This window comes from Peribacillus sp. TH16, assembly GCF_016651095.1.
Lineage (GTDB): Bacteria > Bacillota > Bacilli > Bacillales > DSM-1321 > Peribacillus > Peribacillus butanolivorans.
This window is the reverse complement of record NZ_JAEKEM010000009.1, coordinates 982,482-996,649: the sequence shown is the minus strand read 5'-3', so window position 1 is coordinate 996,649 and position 14,168 is coordinate 982,482. Positions and strand designations below refer to the sequence as shown.

13 protein-coding genes are annotated in these 14,168 nt (G+C 39.8%); 12 read left to right on the top strand and 1 reads right to left on the bottom strand.

Annotated elements, in window-relative coordinates; genetic code table 11:
* Window positions 1–6: 6 nt before the first annotated feature.
* The 12 genes from JFV29_RS18800 to JFV29_RS18745 all read left to right on the top strand — a co-directional run bounded on the left by JFV29_RS18800 (window position 7) and on the right by JFV29_RS18745 (window position 13,886).
* Window positions 7–1,002, top strand: a complete 996-nt coding sequence (locus JFV29_RS18800) for a thiamine pyrophosphate-dependent dehydrogenase E1 component subunit alpha (RefSeq protein WP_201185745.1) — start codon at window positions 7–9, stop codon at window positions 1,000–1,002.
* A gap of 12 nt (window positions 1,003–1,014) precedes the next feature.
* Window positions 1,015–1,998 carry an alpha-ketoacid dehydrogenase subunit beta gene (locus JFV29_RS18795; RefSeq protein WP_053346895.1) on the top strand — a complete coding sequence of 328 codons (984 nt, stop codon included), beginning with the start codon at window positions 1,015–1,017 and terminating at the stop codon, window positions 1,996–1,998.
* A gap of 26 nt (window positions 1,999–2,024) precedes the next feature.
* Window positions 2,025–3,305 carry a dihydrolipoamide acetyltransferase family protein gene (locus tag JFV29_RS18790; protein ID WP_201185743.1) on the top strand — a complete coding sequence of 427 codons (1,281 nt, stop codon included), beginning with the start codon at window positions 2,025–2,027 and terminating at the stop codon, window positions 3,303–3,305.
* Between the two features lie 371 nt (window positions 3,306–3,676).
* A complete protein-coding gene (locus tag JFV29_RS18785; protein WP_201185741.1) occupies window positions 3,677–5,554 on the top strand; it encodes a methylmalonyl-CoA mutase family protein in 1,878 nt (625 codons plus the stop codon).
* A 1-nt stretch (window position 5,555) separates the two neighbouring features.
* Window positions 5,556–7,748, top strand: coding sequence for a methylmalonyl-CoA mutase (scpA, locus tag JFV29_RS18780; RefSeq protein WP_053346892.1), 2,193 nt, complete (start codon window positions 5,556–5,558; stop codon window positions 7,746–7,748).
* The gene (meaB, locus tag JFV29_RS18775; RefSeq protein ID WP_201185739.1) at window positions 7,748–8,875 is read left to right on the top strand and encodes a methylmalonyl Co-A mutase-associated GTPase MeaB; all 1,128 of its coding nucleotides are present in this window, start codon (window positions 7,748–7,750) and stop codon (window positions 8,873–8,875) included. The genes scpA and meaB overlap by 1 nt, the downstream gene beginning before the upstream one ends.
* Before the next feature lie 212 nt (window positions 8,876–9,087).
* Entirely contained in the window at window positions 9,088–9,525 is a 438-nt protein-coding gene (locus JFV29_RS18770) for a BrxA/BrxB family bacilliredoxin (RefSeq protein WP_034308239.1), read from the top strand.
* Between the two features lie 336 nt (window positions 9,526–9,861).
* The gene (locus tag JFV29_RS18765) at window positions 9,862–10,665 is read left to right on the top strand and encodes a transporter substrate-binding domain-containing protein (protein ID WP_180320477.1); all 804 of its coding nucleotides are present in this window, start codon (window positions 9,862–9,864) and stop codon (window positions 10,663–10,665) included.
* Between the two features lie 126 nt (window positions 10,666–10,791).
* The gene (locus JFV29_RS18760) at window positions 10,792–11,451 is read left to right on the top strand and encodes an amino acid ABC transporter permease (protein WP_053346889.1); all 660 of its coding nucleotides are present in this window, start codon (window positions 10,792–10,794) and stop codon (window positions 11,449–11,451) included.
* Window positions 11,444–12,166 (top strand): amino acid ABC transporter ATP-binding protein, encoded by a 723-nt coding sequence (locus JFV29_RS18755; RefSeq protein ID WP_201185737.1) that lies wholly within the window; start codon window positions 11,444–11,446, stop codon window positions 12,164–12,166. The genes JFV29_RS18760 and JFV29_RS18755 overlap by 8 nt, the downstream gene beginning before the upstream one ends.
* Before the next feature lie 189 nt (window positions 12,167–12,355).
* Window positions 12,356–13,345, top strand: a complete 990-nt coding sequence (locus JFV29_RS18750) for an aromatic acid exporter family protein (protein WP_201185735.1) — start codon at window positions 12,356–12,358, stop codon at window positions 13,343–13,345.
* Between the two features lie 31 nt (window positions 13,346–13,376).
* Window positions 13,377–13,886, top strand: coding sequence for a L,D-transpeptidase (locus tag JFV29_RS18745; RefSeq protein WP_201185733.1), 510 nt, complete (start codon window positions 13,377–13,379; stop codon window positions 13,884–13,886).
* A 47-nt stretch (window positions 13,887–13,933) separates the two neighbouring features.
* On the opposite strand, the gene prli42 is transcribed toward JFV29_RS18745, so the two are convergent.
* The gene (gene prli42 / locus JFV29_RS31205; RefSeq protein ID WP_152952297.1) at window positions 13,934–14,029 is read right to left on the bottom strand and encodes a stressosome-associated protein Prli42; all 96 of its coding nucleotides are present in this window, start codon (window positions 14,027–14,029) and stop codon (window positions 13,934–13,936) included.
* Between the last annotated feature and the right edge of the window lie 139 nt (window positions 14,030–14,168).

Genomic DNA, 14,168 nt, shown 5'->3' with positions numbered 1-14,168 from the left:
TTTATGATGGTAGAAAAACGTCATGAACAATTAGGCTTAAATGAGGAAACAGTTTTAGATATGTACCGGACAATGCTTTTGTCCCGTAGGATTGATGAGCGGATGTGGCTGTTGAACCGTTCCGGGAAAATCCCCTTTGTAATTTCTTGTCAGGGACAGGAGGCAGCTCAGGTTGGGGCTGCGTTTGCATTGGATCGTCAAAAGGACTATGTATTACCCTATTACCGAGATGTTGGAGTGGTTCTGACATTTGGAATGACCGCAAAGGACTTGATGCTTTCAGGATTTGCAAAAGAGGAAGATCCCAATTCTGGTGGACGGCAAATGCCAGGTCATTTTGGCCAGAAGAAAAACCGAATTGTCACTGGGTCTTCCCCTGTAACGACACAGGTTCCCCATGCAGTGGGAATTGCCCTTGCCGGGAAGATGGAAGGGAAGGATCTAGTTACATTCGTCACATTTGGAGAGGGTTCATCCAACCAGGGAGATTTTCATGAAGGAGCAAATTTTGCAGGTGTGCATAAGCTTCCGGTCATCTTTATGTGTGAAAATAATAAATATGCGATTTCTGTTCCTATTTCGAAACAACTTTCCTGTGAAAATGTTTCGGATCGGGCGATTGGCTATGGTATGCCTGGAATAACTGTGGATGGCAATGACCCATTAGAAGTATACGAAGCGGTTAAAGAAGCGGCAGACCGTGCTCGCAGGGGCGAGGGACCCACTTTGATTGAAACGGTTTCGTATAGGCTCACCCCTCATTCAAGTGATGATGATGACAGAAGCTACCGAACTGCGGACGAAGTGGCAGAAGCGAAGACAAAGGATTCCATCAAGACCTTTGGAGCGTATTTAAAGGAAACAGGAATTATGGATGATGCGCTTGAAAAACAAATGAATGATGAAGTGATGGTAATAGTCAACGAAGCAACTGACTATGCCGAAAATGCTCCATATCCGAAGGCTGAAAGTGCTATGAATCATGTGTATGCACAAAAGTAAGGGGGTAATAGAATGCCAGTGATTTCTTATATAGATGCCGTTACAATGGCAATGAGGGAAGAGATGGAAAGAGATTCTCGTGTGTTTGTACTGGGAGAAGATGTAGGGAAAAAAGGTGGGGTCTTCAAAGCTACTAATGGATTATATGACCAATTTGGTGAAGCCAGAGTTATTGATACTCCCCTAGCTGAATCAGCAATTGCAGGAGTTGGAATTGGAGCCGCTATGTATGGTCTTCGGCCGATAGCTGAAATGCAATTTGCTGATTTTATCATGCCGGCTGTAAACCAAATTGTCTCAGAAGCGGCCAAAATTAGATACCGTTCTAATAATGATTGGAGCTGTCCTATCGTCATACGTGCACCTTATGGGGGAGGGATTCATGGAGCCCTATATCATTCGCAATCTGTTGAAGCTCTCTTTGCAAATCAACCGGGCTTGAAAATTGTCATGCCCTCCACTCCCTATGATGTAAAAGGGTTGCTTAAAGCAGCCATTCGAGATGAAGATCCAGTGCTTTTCTTTGAACATAAACGCGCTTACCGCTTGATTAAAGGTGAGGTACCAACTGAAGATTATGTACTTCCCATTGGCAAAGCCGATGTGAAAAGAGAAGGGGAAGACATCACGGTCATATCCTATGGTCTTTGTGTGCATTTTGCACTCCAGGCAGCAGAAAAATTAGCTGCAGATGGTATATCTGCTCATATTCTGGACTTGCGAACCGTGTACCCATTAGATAAGGAAGCTATCATTGAAGCGGCTTCTAGAACGGGGAAAGTCTTACTGGTTACAGAGGATAATAAAGAAGGAAGCATTATGAGTGAGGTCGCAGCCATCATTGCCGAACATTGCCTATTTGATTTGGATGCTCCGATTAAACGGTTAGCCGGTCCTGATATTCCTGCCATGCCATATGCTCCTACGATGGAAAAACATTTTATGGTGAATCCAGATAAAGTGGAAAAAGCGATGAGAGAACTGGCTGAGTTTTAATGACTGATAAGTAGGAGGAACAAATCATGGCTACGGAACTAATGAAAATGCCTCAACTAGGTGAAAGTGTCACAGAGGGAACTATCAGTAAATGGCTTGTTAAGCCAGGGGATCGTGTCACTAAATATGACCCGCTTGCTGAAGTGATGACAGATAAAGTAAATGCTGAGGTTCCTTCTTCCTTTACCGGTATCATTAAGGAATTGAAAGCAGACGAAAATCAAACGTTGGCAGTAGGAGAAGTTATTTGCTCGATTGAAGTTGAAACGGCAAAAGCAGAAAAAACGGAAGGTCAAGCAGAGTCATATAGTGAGAAAAATGATTCAAATGAAACAAGGGATGTTCACACATCTAGTGAAGCACCAGGGAAAACCCGCTTTTCACCAGCTGTATTAAAACTCTCTCAGGAACATGGAATTGACCTTTCCAAAGTAAAAGGTACAGGAAGTGAGGGACGGATTACCCGTAAAGATTTACTGAAACTTCTTGAATCCGGTACTCTTCCTAAAGCTGATGCTCCTTCCGCTATTCCCGAATCCGTTCGCGAAGAGACTATCTCACCAGTCACTCAGCGAGCTAGTACAGAAATCATAATTCCGACTGCGACTGGGGACAGGGAAATACCCGTTACCGGGGTGAGGAAAGCGATTGCTTCCAATATGTTAAAAAGTAAGCATGAAATTCCTCATGCTTGGACGATGGTAGAAGTTGACGCAAGCAACATGGTAAAGTTACGTGATTCACTAAAAACCGATTTTAAACAAAAAGAAGGCTACAACTTAACTTACTTTGCATTCTTTGTAAAAGCAGTTGCTCAAGCTCTTACGGAATTTCCGGAAATCAACTCGATGTGGGCAGGAGATAAAATCATTCAAAAGAAAGAAATCAATATTTCAATAGCCGTTGCCACAGAAGATGCCTTATTTGTACCTGTCATAAAAAATGCAGATGAAAAATCAATTAAAGGTATTGCTAGGGAGATAAAAGAACTTGCATCTAAAGTGAAGGCAGGTAAATTAAAATCGGAGGACATGCAAGGAGGTACGTTCACTGTAAATAACACTGGTTCATTCGGTTCCGTCCAATCCATGGGAATTATTAATTATCCACAGGCAGCTATTCTACAAGTCGAAACAATAGTAAAACGGCCGGTGATTATTAACGACATGATTGCGGTCCGTGACATGGTAAACCTTTGTTTGTCACTAGACCATCGTGTATTGGACGGACTGGTATGCGGCCGATTCCTTGCAAGGGTTAAAGAAATCATCGAAAAGATTACCGAAGACAATACATCTATTTACTAGAATAAGGGAAGAAGGAGGAAGAGCCTAGAAGGTTTCTTCCTTTTTTTCTGTGCTTCATTACTTGTTTATTAATAAATTTTTATTGGAAAATAGAAAAACATCGACAAAATTTTTATTTTTGCTTATTATTTTATAGAGAGCTGTTCTAATACACAGCTAACTGTACTTCAATAGAAATGGTATAGACTTTCTATACAACAGACTGTACTAATTTCTATTAGCTTAAATTTCAAGAAAAATATGGTAGAATGTTATTATAATTCAGATTATTAGATGGGAGGGCGGTTTTCTTATTAACTGACTGAGCGTTCGGTCTCCGTTATTAAGGGATAGAGCGATTCGGGTAGTAAACGATAAGAAAGCGATTACAGATGGAACTGAAAGATGTAAAAAACATAACCTTTCCTAAACCTTCGTTAGAAGAGTGGAAAGAAGCTACAGAAGTCAGTTTAAAAGGTAAAAGTGTTGAAAAATTAAAAACAAATACATATGAGGGTATTACTTTAAATCCACTCTATACAGAAAAGGAGGATTCAGCAGCAAAAACAGCAGAATTACCGGGATTTTTTCCATTTACTCGCGGAATTACTCCGACAGGTTATTATGAACAACCTTGGCTTGTCGTTCAGCCTGTAAGCGGTATCACAGCAGATGAGGCAAATGAAAAGATGCAAGCGGCATTTAAGCGCGGTCAAAATGTCGTTGCATACCCGGCTCGTTTACTTGCTGAGGGGGCAAGAATTGAAAAATTGTTTAATAATATCCCGTTAAAGGAACTCCCAGTGTTCATTGACCTTAAGGGGAAACAAAAAGAATTTTTCCCACAAATCAAAGCTGTTGCGGATCTGCAAAAAGCCCAGTTGAAAGGTGTGCTGGCAGAGGATCCAATTGCAGAATGGCTTATTGGTGGTCAGCTCCCAGAAGATACAGACCAATATTTTGCTGAATGGATAAAAACAGTTCAAGATTATCAAAAAGTTGGACCAAATTTAAAGACAGTTCTGGTTAATACTGCTGTATTCCATAATGGCGGGGCCAATGCTGTTCAAGAGATTGCTTACGGATTGGCTGTAGCTGTCCAATATGTATTGGAAGGTCAAAAACAAGGGCTTTCTATATCTGAGATTACAGAAAAAATCGTATTTTCTTTTGCAGTTGACTCCAATTACTTTATGTCAATTGCGAAGCTGAGAGCGGCTAGGCGACTTTGGGCTGGTCTTGCTGAAGCCTTTGATACAGCTCCACATCATTTTAAAATGGCAATACATGCTGTAACGTCCGAATTGACAGAAACCCTATATGATCAGCACGTCAACATTCTTCGTACCACCAATCAAGCTTTTGCTGCTGCGATTGGAGGAATTCAATATTTGCAAATTCATCCATTTAATCATGCATTCGGGGAATCTGATGATTTTTCAGAAAGAATCGCACGAAATACACACTTGATATTAAAAGAAGAAACGAATATTACGACAGTGGTCGATCCTGCAGGCGGTTCTTGGTATGTAGAGCAATTGACGGATGAACTGGCTGAAAAAGCGTGGATGAAGTTCCTTGAAATCGATACAGCTGGTGGAATTTTTGAAGTAATTAAGCACGGCTCCTTACAGGCAGATTTAGTTGAAGTTTACCAAGGAAGAATTCAAAATGCTGCGTTAAGAAAAGAAAGTATTATCGGAACGAATGTATATCCGAATCCCGCAGATAAGATCAAAACTCCAACACAAGAAAAACAGGTGTCATATATGGTTGTTGAGAAGCCAGTGGAGATTACACCAATTACGTTGGAACGCATTTCAGTCCAATTCGAACAGTTAAGATTACGGAGTGAAACTTTTAAACAAAGTAGTGGAGAAGCCCCGAAAATCGGATTAATTAATTTAAAAGAACTTAAATCCTACAAACCTCGTGCTGATTTTGTTAAGGGGCTAGTTGCAGCAGGGGGCATTGAAACAGTAGAAAGTGCAGGCTGTCAATCAATCCAGGATGCAGTCGATTACGTAGCATCAACAAATCTTCCCATCTATTGTGTTTGTGGCAGTGATAATGACTACTCGGAATTAGCAAAAACGACAATCAAAGAAATTAAAAAGCAGTTCCCTGAAATTAATCTTTATATAGCCGGTAGGCAGACAGAAGAATTGGAAATCTCACTAAGTGAAGCCGGAGTTAAAGAATTTATCCATGTTAAAACGAATGCTGTAGCAATTTTGATAGAATTACTACAAGCGCTAGGGGTGAACTAAGATGAAAAAACCGAATTTTTCTACAATAAATCCTGCTAAGGCTGAGATAAAAGGAACGGTTGAAGCATGGAGAAAAGAAGCCGAGATAGCAGTTGAACAAAATATTGACGACCTTTTGTTTGAAACTAATGAACAAATAAGGGTTAAACCGCTTTATGTCAAAGAAGATAATCACAAGTTGGAGCATATGGAAAGTGTGCCAGGTATTGCTCCGTTTACAAGAGGGCCATATCCTTCCATGTACGTTAATCGCCCTTGGACCGTCCGGCAGTATGCAGGCTTTTCGACAGCTGAGGAATCCAATGCGTTTTACCGACGTAATCTAGCGATGGGGCAAAAGGGTCTCTCAGTTGCCTTCGATTTAGCTACTCACCGTGGCTATGACTCAGACCATCCGCGTGTTGTCGGTGATGTTGGAAAAGCGGGAGTTGCAATTGACTCCATTCTTGATATGAAAATCTTGTTCGACGGAATTCCGCTTGATCAAATGTCAGTATCGATGACGATGAATGGTGCGGTATTACCTATTCTGGCTTTTTATATTGTGACAGCTGAAGAGCAAGGGGTTACACAGGATAAACTTTCAGGTACGATTCAAAATGACATTTTAAAGGAATATATGGTTCGGAATACGTATATCTATCCACCTGAGATGTCGATGAAAATTATAGCTGATATTTTTGAGTATACATCCAAATATATGCCTAAATTTAATTCGATCTCCATTTCCGGTTATCATTTGCAAGAAGCAGGTGCTCCGGCGGACATCGAGCTCGCCTATACGTTGGCTGATGGACTTGAGTATGCACGTACAGGAATGAAAGCCGGAATCGATATCGATAAATTTGCACCACGTCTTTCATTCTTCTGGGCTGTAGGAATGAACTACTTCATGGAAGTAGCGAAAATGAGGGCGGGCCGTTTTATTTGGTCAAAACTAATGAAACAATTTGAACCGAAAAATAAAAAAGCAATGGCATTGAGAACCCATTCTCAAACCTCAGGATGGAGCCTTTCTGAGCAGGATCCGTTTAACAATGTCGCACGGACTTTGATTGAAGCACATGCGGCTGCGCTTGGTCATACACAATCCCTGCATACGAACGCATTAGATGAGGCGATTGCCTTGCCAACTGATTTCTCGGCTCGTATTGCTCGTAATACACAGCTTTATCTGCAGGAGGAAACAGGAATTACAAAGGTTATTGATCCATGGGCGGGTTCATATTACGTTGAGTCGCTCACTAATGAATTAATTGAACGGGCTTGGGCTCATATCGAAGAAATCGAAGGGCTTGGCGGGATGGCTAAGGCAATTGAAACTGGTCTTCCAAAAATGAGAATCGAAGAAGCGGCAGCGAAACGTCAGGCTAAAATTGACTCTCAAGATGAAACAATCGTTGGCGTCAATAAATATCGTCTGAAAAAAGAAGATCCGATTGAAATACTGGAAATTGATAATACGGCAGTTCGCGAAAGTCAGCTAAAGCGTTTGAGCGAATTAAAAGCGAACCGTGATCAGGCTATGGTCGATGAAGCTCTTCAAGCGCTAACTCTGGCTGCTAGAACAGGTGAAGGCAACATGCTTGAATTAGCTGTGCAGGCTACCCGCGTACGGGCTTCGCTTGGTGAAATTTCTGATGCTATCGAAGACGTGGCTGGACGTCACAAAGCAACAATCCGTTCTATCAGTGGTGTATATAGCTCTGCTTATTCAAAAGAAGCAGAGATTGAGGAAGTCGTCCAAATGACAGAAGAATTCCTTGAAAATGAAGGAAGAAGACCGCGGTTACTGATGGCTAAAATGGGTCAGGACGGACATGACCGTGGAGCGAAAGTAGTCGGAACAGGTTTTGCTGATTTAGGCTATGATGTTGATATAGGACCGCTATTTCAAACGCCAGAAGAAACTGCGCTTCAAGCCGTTGAAAATGATGTTCATGTTGTCGGTATGAGTTCGCTTGCTGCCGGCCATAAAACATTGTTGCCACAGCTGATGTCAGAATTAAAAAAATTAGGTCGTGAAGATATTATTGTCATCGTCGGCGGTGTTATTCCTGCGCAGGATTATGATTATTTAATGCAAAATGGTGCTTCTGCCATTTTTGGTCCTGGTACAGTCATTCCTCAGGCAGCGAAAAAAGTGCTTCAGGAAATATACAATCGCCTCGGATATGAGGAAGTGGCGCAGTAATGAGTGAAGACAAGAAGCCGGAATGGGTCGATCTCAACAATCAGGAAGGTTTTGCTTCTTCATTAAAGCCAGGTGTGGAATTAGCAGCCAGCCATAATAAAGCTTCGAAAAACAAATTCGTCAAAAAGCACAATGTAAAGATTTCGATCCCTGAACTTAAAGAAGGTATCATAAAAGGCGAAAGAGCAAAGCTTGCTAAAGGGATTACACTGGTAGAAAGTAATGCTCCCCACCACTTTGATTTGGCACAAGAATTATTGCATTCTATTTTGCCTCATACAGGGAACTCGCTTCGCATCGGGATATCTGGCGTACCGGGTGCCGGAAAGAGTACATTTATCGAGACGTTTGGTAACTATTTATGTGATAGGGGTTATATGGTGGCAGTCCTGGCTGTCGATCCGAGTTCCTCAATCAATGGAGGAAGTATACTTGGGGACAAGACGAGGATGGAGGAGCTTGCACGAAATCCTCGTGCCTTCATCAGGCCATCCCCATCGGAAGGAACCTTGGGCGGGGTTCACCGTAAAACGAGGGAAACGATGTTGCTCTGTGAGGCGGCAGGATTTGATGTCATATTGATAGAAACAGTAGGTGTTGGTCAGAGTGAAGCAATAGTCCGGAGCATGGTCGACTTTTTCATGTTGCTTGTCCTTACAGGTGCAGGGGATGAATTACAGGGCATGAAAAAAGGGATTATGGAACTTGTAGATGGAATTGTGGTCAATAAAGCAGATGGTGAGAACATTCCGCTTGCGATTAGAACAAAGTCAGAATACAGTAGAATTTTGCATTTCCTTCAGCCTGCAACCAAAGGATGGGCAGGAAAAGCATACACTTGTTCTTCAGTAACTGGTAAAGGGATTCCCGAGCTTTGGGATGTGCTACAGGAGTTCTCTGATACAACGAATGAGTCAGGTGTTTTTCAAGAGCGGAGAAGGATGCAATCTAAAGAATGGTTATATTCATTAATTGATCACCAACTCAAAACGATGTTCTATAAAAATGAAACCGTTAAAGGTCTGCTTCCTGTGCTCGAAAACCAGGTAATGTCCGGGAATAAAACCGTTACTACTGCTGTTCAGCAAGCATTTCAATCTTTCACGGATACTTTTAAGTCAAATTAAAAAAGAAAAGGATGGGGCATAAATGCTACGCATAATGCCCCATCCTTTTGTAGATGAAATTATCTTGTTGTAAAATATATGATTCCCGCTTCTTTTTCGTTTAAACATGTTAGTTCTGTGCTTTCTGTTGTTTTACAAGGTAAATATATTGAATCAAGATGAGGCAATTGTTATGATAGGATTGAAGAGAAAACTTGGAAGGAGCACATACTATGAATATGGATTTCAATTTTTTAATGAACGACGTGGTCAAACAAGCTCGCGATGAGATTAAGACTGCTGGATATACAGAACTGACTACCCCTGAGGAAGTAGAAGAAGTTTTTGCACAAAAAGGAACGACTCTTGTTATGGTCAACTCTGTTTGTGGATGTGCAGGAGGGATTGCTAGACCGGCTGCAGCTCATGCCATTCATAATGATAAGCGCCCTGATCAGCTTGTAACTGTTTTTGCTGGTCAAGATAAAGAAGCAACGGAGAAGGCCCGTGATTATTTCGAAGGTTATCCACCGTCTTCACCATCATTTGCTCTACTGAAGGATGGAAAAATCATTACGATGATAGAACGTCATGAAATCGAAGGGCATCATCCAATGTCTGTTGTCGAAAAATTGCAAGATTACTTCGATCAATATTGCGAAGAAGTGTAAGTTACTTTTTTGTAAGCTAACTTACAAGGATGAAATCCGCCAATTTGGCGGGTTTTTTTATTCATTATTCTGCATAATTAAGGAACTTTTAGGATAAAAGATAGATAAGGCAAACAGATATGCTTTAAATGAAGTAAATGTATGAAAAATAAAATTAGTTATGAGAATATTCTAAAAAATAAATCTATTTTTAACGTTATTGAATAATTACTAGAGTGTGTTAAAATACATATTAGTGTATGAATATTAGTTAATCAAATTAATTAATAATTTAACAAAAACTAAATTTAATACCAAGAGAATTGAAAATATCATTTTGGAGGAATAATAATGAAGTTGAAAAAGCAGTTAGCATTGTTGCTTACTTCTGTTTTATTAGTAGGTATTTTAGCAGCATGCGGAACATCAGAGAAAAAAGATACTAACACAGCTGATAATAAAGACAAAAAAGTTCTAGTAATGGGAACCTCTGCGGATTATCCGCCTTTTGAATATGTTGAAACTTCGAAAAGCGATGAAATAAAAGGATTTGACATTGATATCGCTAAGGCCATCGGTAAAAAATTAGGTTATGAGGTTGAAGTGAAGGATATTGACTTTAATAGCCTTGTACCGGCACTTGAAAATAAATCAATCGATTTTGTTATCTCTGGAATGACTCCGACAGCTAAACGTGAGCAATCAGTCGATTTTAGTGACATTTACTATACAGCTAAAAACATGATTGTTACGACAAAAGACAGTAAGATTAAAACCGTTGAAGATTTAAAAGGGAAAACGGTAGGCGTACAGCTTGCGTCCATCCAAGAGACATTGGCAACTGACTTGAATAAAAATAAAGATATCGGGATGAAAGTTGAAAAACGAAATAGGATTCCAGAAGTTGTTCAAGAAATGTCTTCAGGACGTTTTGATGCAGTAATAATGGAAGATACTGTGGCTAAGGGCTATTTAAAGGACAATAAAGATTTAGTAGGCTATGTGATCGAGTCTGGTGAAGAGGATGCTGGTTCAGCAATTGCTTTCCAAAAAGGGAGCAAGTTAACAGAAGAATTTAATACTGAATTGAAAAAAATGTTAGAAAATGGTGAAATGGAAAAATTAATACTAAAATGGTTTGGCGGCAGCGAAACTGAATAATACAGAGAGATGAAAAGCGTTCAGAAGCATTTAGTATGCCTTCTGAACGTTTTTCCGCGCTTTATTGTTTTTGAAAATGAAGCAAGAAGGGCCTAGGTATGGCCTTCATAAGAGAGGATGAATGGAGTGAATCTGGATTTTGAGACGATTAGGCCGTCCCTTCCATATATTATGGAGGGAATACCGACTACTTTAAAGGTTGTAGCGGTTGCGGCTGTCATCGGTTTTATATTGGGGATATTATTATCAATACTGAAAATCAGTAGAATTAAGCCATTAAATTGGATTGCTGACTTTTATACATCGATTTTCCGCGGTACACCATTAGTCCTGCAATTGATGCTTATTTATTTTGGTTCACCACAAATATTAGGAATTCAAATCGAAGCATTTCAAGCAGCATTCTTAGCTTTCGGCTTAAACTCTGCCGCATATATCTCAGAGATAATCAGGGGAGGTATATTAGCGGTTGATAAAGGTCAGCGTGAGGCTGCGCTTGCACTTGGGGTGCCCTATTCTAGCATGATGCTTAACATTATTCTGCCGCAGGCGATCAAGAATATCTTGCCATCTCTTGTGAACGAATTGATTTCTTTAACAAAGGAATCTGCAGTTGTTACAATTATTGGATTAGGAGATATTATGCGCCGTTCTTATATTGTCGGCGGTGAGACATATAAATTCTTCGAGCCGATTTTATTTGCCGGTCTCATTTATTATGTGATGGTAATGGTTCTTACCATCTTAGGCAAAGTAATTGAAAGGAGAATGAGACGCAGTGATTAAAATTGATAAACTAAAAAAAAATTATGGTAAGCTCGAAGTATTAAAGGGGATTAGCACCGAGATAGGACAGGGTGAAGTGTTAGCGATTATCGGTCCTTCTGGTTCAGGAAAATCAACTTTCTTACGATGTATCAATATGCTTGAGACACCAACTGATGGCCAAATTTGGTTTAAGGATCAAAGTATTACTGAAAAAAAGACCAACATAATGAAAGTCCGTGAAAATGTAGGGATGGTATTTCAGCATTTTCATTTATTCCCTCATAAAACCGTGCTAGAGAATTTGACATACGCGCCTATGAAGGTGAAAAAATTATCGAAGGCAGAAGCGGTAAATCAAGCTCGTGAGCTTTTGAAAAAAGTCGGGTTGGCTGATAAAGAATCGTCTTATCCTAACCGTCTATCCGGTGGACAAAAACAAAGGGTCGCTATTGCTCGCGCATTGGCGATGAACCCGGAAGTAATGCTTTTTGATGAGCCTACTTCAGCACTTGATCCTGAGATGGTAAAAGAAGTACTCGACGTTATGAAGTCGCTTGCTCATACAGGGATGACTATGCTGATTGTAACGCATGAAATGGGGTTTGCTAAAGAAGTGGCCGATCGTGTACTTTTCTTAGACGAAGGCCTGCTTGTTGAAGAAAGTGCTCCTGAAGAGTTCTTTTCCAATCCGAAAAGTCAGCGTGCAAAAGACTTTTTAGAAAAAGTTTTATAAGCCAAAGTATTCGTATATAATTATAAAAAAAGGTAACTTTTGGTTACCTTTTTTTATTTTATCCATATAATGTATTTTTGAGAAAATGTATTTTTAAAAATTGAAAATTTTCGTTCTAAGGACTGTAAAATTATCTGAATTGCTGATAGTATTATAATAGATAGTGAAAGAGCCAGGTGATACATAACAATGTTTAAAATCGGATACAGAACGATTAAAACTGCTTTGGGGGCAACCTTGGCAATTATTATTGCACAAATGCTTAACCTGGATCATTTTTCGGCAGCGGGAATCATTACGATTTTATGCATACAAGTTACAAAAAAGAAATCGGTGTATGCCTCCTGGCATCGATTTTTGGCTTGTATAATCGCAATGGTTTATTCCACCCTATTGTTTCAGTTTATTGCCTTCCATCCATTGATAATAGGATTGATTCTTTTGATTTTCATTCCAACTACAGTTGCTTTGAAGATTAATGAAGGGATTGTAACGAGCAGCGTCATTATCATGCATCTATATGGGTCGGGTGACATTTCTTTTGCTCTTCTGATTAATGAAACGATATTAATCGCCGTAGGAGTAGGGGTAGCGCTTGTCATGAATCTGTACATGCCTAGTCTTGATGAGAAACTGCTTGCCTATCAGGAAAAAATTGAAACTAATTTTAGTGCGATTTTGATGGGGATTGTTCGCTATTTACGGGATAATGATCACACCTGGGATGGAAAGGAAATTACAGAAACAGCTAATCTTCTTAATCAAGCAAAAAGCCTTGCTTTCCGAGACGTTGAAAATCATTTTTTAAGGGAAGAAGACCTTTATTACCATTATTTCAAGATGCGTGAAAAGCAATTTGAAATAATTGAGCGGATTCTTCCTTTAGTTACAAATATTCCTCTGATAGTTAAGCAAAGCGGGATAGTGGCTGATTTTATAGAAGATCTTGCAGAAAATGTTCACCCGCAAAATACAGCCATACTTTATCTGAAGAAGCTTGAAGAAATGGAGATATTTTTTAGGGGAATGGAACTTCCGCTAACCCGAGAAGAGTTTGAATCAAGGGCCGCGTTACTGCAGCTCATGAAGGAAATGGAGCGCTACTTATTGCTTAAGCATTCCTTCAAGGGATTACCTAAGCCGACCAATAATCGAATGAAAAAGAGGCACTTGGCTTAAACTAAGCAAAAAAGTAAAGGAATTGATAGAAATGAAATGCATCCTTTCTTTATTGCTTATCCTGTCTATGTTGCCACTTCAGGTACAGGCTCAACCTGTTAAGACCGGTGACCCGTTTATAATCATCAATAAAGCTAACAACAAATTGGCCTTTATCGATGATAACGCGGTTCAGGAGATACTACCGGTCGGCACAGGAAAGAGTCAAGAATTGACACCTGAAGGATTATTTACGGTTAAGGTCAAAGCGGTTAATCCCTATTATCGAAAAAAGAATATTCCGGGTGGCGACCCTAGGAATCCACTTGGATCAAGGTGGATTGGATTTGACGCACGAAATACCGATGGCAGAATTTATGGGATACATGGTACAAATCAACCTGCATCAGTTGGAAAATATATTTCAAATGGCTGCGTACGAATGCATAAATCCGATGTAGAGCGTTTGTATGAAAAAGTCCCGATTGGATCAAAGGTGTTAATTACTATATCAAACGAGGATTTTAAAACATTGGCAAAAAAATATGGAGCCATTAAATAAAGAAGAGGGAAGCTTTTGGCTCCCCTCTCCCTTCCGGATATCTATTATTACAAAAGAAATGCGATACCTGATAATAAGGTCGTTAATATCATCGAGATAAGCATTAAATACACAACGATCTTTCTTATTTTTTTATTTCTCATTATGCTCTCTCCTCAAAACAGTTTGATTAATATTATTTTAACTTGAACATTTAGTAGAAACAAGCAAAAGTATAATGTTCTCATTATTCCGAAAGTTAAAGGCTTTTTCAACCAGATTAGTAGAATTTTAATAGAGGTG

Bases quoted from the DNA above. Each gene is read 5' to 3' on its own strand.
- JFV29_RS18785 (WP_201185741.1), top strand. From the start codon at position 3,677: ATGGAACTGAAAGATGTAAAAAACATAACCTTTCCTAAACCTTCGTTA.
- JFV29_RS18770 (WP_034308239.1), top strand. From the start codon at position 9,088: ATGAATATGGATTTCAATTTTTTAATGAACGACGTGGTCAAACAAGCT.
- scpA (WP_053346892.1), top strand. From the start codon at position 5,556: ATGAAAAAACCGAATTTTTCTACAATAAATCCTGCTAAGGCTGAGATA.
- JFV29_RS18750 (WP_201185735.1), top strand. From the start codon at position 12,356: ATGTTTAAAATCGGATACAGAACGATTAAAACTGCTTTGGGGGCAACC.
- JFV29_RS18800 (WP_201185745.1), top strand. From the start codon at position 7: ATGGTAGAAAAACGTCATGAACAATTAGGCTTAAATGAGGAAACAGTT.
- JFV29_RS18745 (WP_201185733.1), top strand. From the start codon at position 13,377: ATGAAATGCATCCTTTCTTTATTGCTTATCCTGTCTATGTTGCCACTT.
- JFV29_RS18795 (WP_053346895.1), top strand. From the start codon at position 1,015: ATGCCAGTGATTTCTTATATAGATGCCGTTACAATGGCAATGAGGGAA.
- prli42 (WP_152952297.1), bottom strand. From the start codon at position 14,029: ATGAGAAATAAAAAAATAAGAAAGATCGTTGTGTATTTAATGCTTATC.
- JFV29_RS18790 (WP_201185743.1), top strand. From the start codon at position 2,025: ATGGCTACGGAACTAATGAAAATGCCTCAACTAGGTGAAAGTGTCACA.
- meaB (WP_201185739.1), top strand. From the start codon at position 7,748: ATGAGTGAAGACAAGAAGCCGGAATGGGTCGATCTCAACAATCAGGAA.